The organism is Pseudomonas sp. AGC41 (genome assembly GCF_057334555.1).
The window spans coordinates 5,026-10,452 of sequence record NZ_JBHFJB010000160.1 but is presented as its reverse complement, the minus strand read 5'-3'; the positions used below and the strand labels follow the sequence as shown (position 1 = coordinate 10,452).

4 protein-coding genes are annotated in these 5,427 nt (G+C 64.2%); all 4 read left to right on the top strand.

Features of this window, described 5'->3' with window-relative positions; translation table 11 throughout:
- Nucleotides 1-68 precede the first annotated feature (68 nt).
- The 4 genes from hutH (ACE04F_RS27925) to hutG all read left to right on the top strand — a co-directional run bounded on the left by hutH (ACE04F_RS27925) (nucleotide 69) and on the right by hutG (nucleotide 5,389).
- Nucleotides 69-1,592 carry a histidine ammonia-lyase gene (gene hutH / locus ACE04F_RS27925; protein ID WP_486110835.1) on the top strand — a complete coding sequence of 508 codons (1,524 nt, stop codon included), beginning with the start codon at nucleotides 69-71 and terminating at the stop codon, nucleotides 1,590-1,592.
- A gap of 129 nt (nucleotides 1,593-1,721) precedes the next feature.
- Nucleotides 1,722-3,254, top strand: a complete 1,533-nt coding sequence (gene hutH / locus ACE04F_RS27920) for a histidine ammonia-lyase (RefSeq protein WP_486110814.1) — start codon at nucleotides 1,722-1,724, stop codon at nucleotides 3,252-3,254.
- Nucleotides 3,255-3,371: 117 nt separating this feature from the next.
- Nucleotides 3,372-4,574, top strand: a complete 1,203-nt coding sequence (gene hutI, locus ACE04F_RS27915; protein ID WP_486110812.1) for an imidazolonepropionase — start codon at nucleotides 3,372-3,374, stop codon at nucleotides 4,572-4,574.
- An 11-nt stretch (nucleotides 4,575-4,585) separates the two neighbouring features.
- Nucleotides 4,586-5,389: an N-formylglutamate deformylase gene (gene hutG, locus ACE04F_RS27910; RefSeq protein WP_486110810.1), complete on the top strand. Its 804-nt coding sequence runs from the start codon at nucleotides 4,586-4,588 to the stop codon at nucleotides 5,387-5,389.
- Nucleotides 5,390-5,427: the final 38 nt, after the last annotated feature.

Sequence of the window (5,427 nt, the reverse complement as noted above, 5' to 3'; positions counted from 1 at the left end):
GCTCCCTCGCCACAGAAGCGTGCCTTTAGCCAGGTGTGTTGCTGAAAGAATTTCCCATGAGGTTGAAGATGTCCCAGGCTGAAGAAATCGTAATCGCCGACGCCCCGCTGCGCTGGCAGGACGTGGTCGCCGTCGCCCGCTTCGGCGCTGTGCTGGAACTGTCGGCCCAGGCCTGGGCGCGCATCGACAATGCCCAGGCCATCGTCCAGCGCATCGTCGAAAGCGGCGAACGCGCTTATGGCGTCAACACCGGGCTGGGCGCCCTGTGCAATGTTTCGCTCAAGGACGAGCAGCTCAGCCAATTGTCGCGCAACACCTTGCTCAGCCATGCCTGTGGCGTCGGCCCGGTGCTCTCCGATGAGCAGACCCGGGCGATCCTCTGCGCGGCCATTCTCAACTACAGCCAAGGCAAATCCGGCATCCATCGCCGGGTGGTCGAGGCGTTGCTGGCGCTGCTCAATCGCGGCATCACGCCGCAAGTGCCGTCCCAGGGTTCGGTGGGTTACCTGACCCACATGGCCCACATCAGCATCGCGCTGCTGGGCGTCGGCGAGGTCAGCTATCGCGGGCAGGTCGTCCCGGCGCAGCAGGCGCTGGCCGCCGAAGGTCTGCAACCGGTGCAACTGGGGGCCAAGGACGGTTTGTGCCTGGTCAATGGCACGCCGTGCATGACCGGCCTCAGTTGCCTGGCCCTGGCCGATGCGACGCGCCTGGTGCAGTGGGCCGATGTGATCGGCGCCATGAGCTTCGAGGCCCAGCGCGGGCAGATCGCCGCGTTCGATGCCGAAATCATCGCACTCAAGCCGCACCCCGGCATGCAGCAGGTGGGTAACAATCTGCGGGCGCTGCTCGATGGCAGCGAAGTCATCGCTTCGAGCCTGGGCATCCGCACTCAGGACGCCTTGAGCATCCGCTCGATTCCCCAAGTGCATGGCGCCGCTCGTGATCAGTTGGAACATGCCCGGCAACAGATCGAAACCGAACTCAATGCCGCTACCGACAACCCTCTGCTGCTGGGTACGCCGGACAATTTCCGGGTCGTGTCCCAGGCCAACCCTCATGGCCAGTCGGTGGCGCTGGCGGCGGACCTGTTGGCGATCGCCATGGCGGAAATCGGCTCGATCGCCGAGCGTCGCCTCGACCGTTTGATCAACCCGCACGTCAGCGGCCTGCCGGCCTTCCTGGTGGCCAATCCCGGGGTGAATTCGGGGATGATGATCGTGCAATACGTCGCCGCGTCGCTGTGCGCGGAGAACAAGCAACTGGCGCAACCGGCGGTGCTCGACAATTTCGTCACCTCCGGGTTGCAGGAAGACCATTTGAGCATGGGCACCAACGCTGCCCTGAAACTGCACCGGGCGCTGGAAAACTGTACGCAGATCCTCGCCATCGAATACCTGCTGGCGGCCCAGGCCTTTGAGTTTCTCAAGGCGCAGCGTTTCGGCGCTGGCACCGACACCGCCTGGAAGCTGCTGCGCGAGCGCGTCCCGGCCTACGACCAGGATCGCTGGCTGGCGCCGGACATCGCCAGCGCCGCCGGGCTGCTCAGAGATCCGAACGTGCTGCACGATGTTCTACCGAATTTGAATTGATCAAAAAAACGCCAGCGTGCCAAGGCACCTCTAGCCCACAAGGCATCGCTCAAAAGGCGAGGGTGACGGATAACGGAACATTCCGGAGCGACTGGCGAGTGAAAACAAAACTCTCAAAAGGAGCAATACATGACTGCCTTGAACCTGATTCCCGGCCAATTGAGCCTGGCTCAATTGCGTGACATCTACCAGCACCCGGTGACGCTCAGCCTCGACGCCAGCGCATCGGCGCAGATCGAAGCCAGCGTTGCCTGCGTGGAGCAGATCCTCGCCGAGAATCGCACCGCCTATGGCATCAACACCGGTTTCGGCCTGTTGGCCTCGACCCGCATCGCCAGCGAAGACCTGGAAAACCTGCAGCGCTCTTTGGTGCTGTCCCATGCCGCCGGCGTCGGCGAGCCGATCAGCGATGCGCTGGTGCGGTTGATCATGGTGCTCAAGGTCAACAGCCTGAGCCGGGGTTTCTCCGGCATCCGTCGGCAGGTGATCGATGCGCTGATCGCACTGATCAACGCCGAGGTCTACCCACACATTCCGCTGAAAGGTTCGGTGGGCGCATCCGGTGACCTCGCGCCTCTGGCGCACATGTCCCTGGTGCTGCTGGGCGAGGGCAAGGCCCGTTACAAAGGCGAATGGTTGCCGGCGGTCGACGCCCTGAAAGTCGCCGGCCTTGCGCCGCTGACCCTGGCGGCCAAGGAAGGTCTGGCATTGCTCAACGGCACCCAGGTGTCCACCGCGTTTGCCTTGCGCGGCCTGTTCGAAGGCGAAGATCTGTTTGCCGCTGCCCTGGCCCTGGGCAGCCTCACGGTGGAAGCGGTGCTTGGCTCGCGCTCGCCATTCGATGCACGCATCCATGCGGCTCGCGGCCAGAAAGGCCAGATCGATGCCGCCGCGGCCTATCGCGACCTGTTGGGCGAGCGCAGCGAAGTGTCGGATTCGCACCAGAACTGCGACAAGGTCCAGGACCCGTACTCGCTGCGTTGCCAGCCGCAAGTGATGGGCGCCTGCCTGACCCAGTTCCGCCAGGCCGCCGAGGTGCTGGTGATCGAGACCAACGCGGTGTCGGATAACCCGCTGGTGTTCGCCGCCGAGGGCGACGTGATTTCCGGCGGTAACTTCCACGCCGAACCGGTGGCGATGGCCGCCGATAACATGGCCCTGGCGATCGCCGAGATCGGCTCCCTGAGCGAGCGGCGCATTTCGTTGATGATGGACAAGCACATGTCGCAGCTGCCGCCGTTCCTGGTGGCCAATGGCGGGGTCAACTCCGGCTTCATGATCGCCCAGGTTACCGCTGCGGCCCTGGCCAGTGAGAACAAGGCGCTGTCCCATCCTCATTCGGTGGACAGCCTGCCGACCTCGGCGAACCAGGAAGACCACGTCTCCATGGCGCCGGCCGCCGGCAAGCGCTTGTGGGAAATGGCCGAGAACACCCGCGGGATTCTCGCGGTGGAATGGCTGGCGGCGTGCCAGGGGCTGGATTTGCGCGGTGGCTTGAAAACTTCGGCCAAACTGGAACAGGCTCGGGCGCTGTTGCGTGCAGAAGTGCCGTTTTACGAGAAAGACCGGTTCTTTGCGCCGGATATCAATGCGGCCAGTGAGCTGTTGGCGAGTCGGTGTTTGAACGAGCTGGTCACGGCACAGTTGTTGCCGAGCCTTTGATGGCCCCTTCGCGAGCAGGCTCGCTCCCACATGGATGGCGCTGCCTCAGATTCTGCGCAGCTTCTGTGGGAGCGAGCCTGCTCGCGAATCGATTTTGAACGCGACGAGGAAACCGGGATGAAAACCCTCTGGCAAAACTGCCACGCCGCCACCATGGCCCAGGGCGTCTACTCGATCATCGAAGACGCTGCCATTGTCACCCAGGGCGAGCACATCCACTGGATCGGCCCCCGTGCCGAATTGCCGGTGGGCGACTACCCGGCGGTCAACGACCTGAAGGGCGCCTGGGTCACCCCGGGGCTGATCGATTGCCACACCCACGCGGTATTCGGCGGCAACCGCAGCGGTGAATTCGAACAGCGCCTGCAAGGCGTCAGCTACGCCGACATCGCCGCGGCCGGCGGTGGCATCGCCAGCACCGTGCGCGCCACCCGCGCCGCCAGCGAGGACGAACTGTTCGCCAGCGCCGCAAAACGCCTGAAAAGCCTGATGCGCGACGGCGTGACCACGGTGGAAATCAAATCCGGCTACGGCCTCGACCTGCCCAGCGAACGCAAGATGCTGCGGGTCATCCGCCGCCTCGGCGCCGAATTGCCGGTCAGTGTGCGCAGCACCTGCCTGGCGGCCCACGCCTTGCCGCCGGAATACAAGGACCGCGCCGACGACTACATCGAACACATCTGCGCCGAAATGCTCCCGGCGTTGGCCGCCGAGGGGCTGGTGGACGCGGTGGATGCGTTCTGCGAGTACCTGGCGTTTTCTCCCGAGCAGGTCGAACGGGTGTTCTTGACCGCGCAGCGATTGGGCCTGCCGGTGAAGCTGCACGCCGAGCAACTGTCGTCGTTGCATGGTTCCAGCCTGGCGGCGCGGTATCAGGCGCTGTCGGCCGATCACCTGGAATTCATGACCGAGGATGACGCCATGGCCATGGCCGAGTCCGGCACCGTTGCGGTGCTGCTGCCGGGGGCATTTTATTTCCTGCGTGAAACCCGGTTGCCGCCCATGGATGCCCTGCGCAAGCACGGCGTGAAAATCGCCGTCGCCAGTGACTTCAACCCCGGCACCTCGCCGGCGTTGTCGTTGCGCCTGATGTTGAACATGGCCTGCACCTGCCTGCGCCTGACCCCGGAAGAGGCATTGGCGGGAGCAACGATTCACGCCGCCCAGGCCCTGGGCATGGCCGAAACTCATGGCTCGCTGGAGGCCGGTAAGGTGGCGGACTTTGTCGCCTGGCACATCGACCGCCCGGCCGACCTGGCGTACTGGCTCGGTGGCGATCTGGAAAAACGCGTCGTGCGCCACGGCGTGGAAATCGATTGAGGAGAACGGTTGTGGAGAAGGTCCTGAATTTCAAGCAAGGGCGCGTGCCGCTGTTGATCAGCATGCCTCACGCCGGCCTGCGCCTGACGCCGGCGGTAGAGGCCGGGTTGATCCCCGAGGCCCAGAGCCTGCCGGACACCGATTGGCATATTCCCCGGCTGTATGATTTCGCCGATGAGCTGGGCGCCAGCACCCTGGCCGCTGAATACTCGCGGTTCGTCGTCGACCTGAACCGTCCTTCCGATGACAAACCGATGTACGTCGGCGCCACCACCGGTCTGTACCCGGCGACGCTGTTCGATGGCGTGCCGTTGTTTCGCGAAGGCCTGGTGCCGTCCGCCGAGGAGCGGGCGACGTACTTGCAGCAGATCTGGATGCCCTACCATCAGGCCCTGCAACAGGAACTGGCACGGCTCAAGGCCGAGTTCGGCTATGCCTTGCTGTTCGATGCCCACTCGATCCGTTCGGTGATCCCGCACCTGTTCGATGGCAAGCTGCCGGACTTCAACCTCGGAACGTTCAACGGCGCCAGTTGCGACCCGACGCTGGCCAGCCAGCTCGAAGCCATCTGCGCCCGCCACGACCAGTTCACCCATGTGCTCAACGGGCGCTTCAAGGGCGGACACATCACCCGGCATTACGGCAACCCGGCCGAGGACATTCACGCGGTGCAACTGGAGCTGTGCCAGAGCACCTACATGGAAGAGTTCGAGCCATTCAACTATCGCCCGGACCTGGCGGCGCCGACCCAGGTGGTGCTCAGGGAATTGCTCGAAGGTTTCCTGGCGTGGGGGCGGCAGGCTTATAAAGATTAACCTGTGGTGAGGTAGCTTTTGTGGGGGGGGGGGGGGGG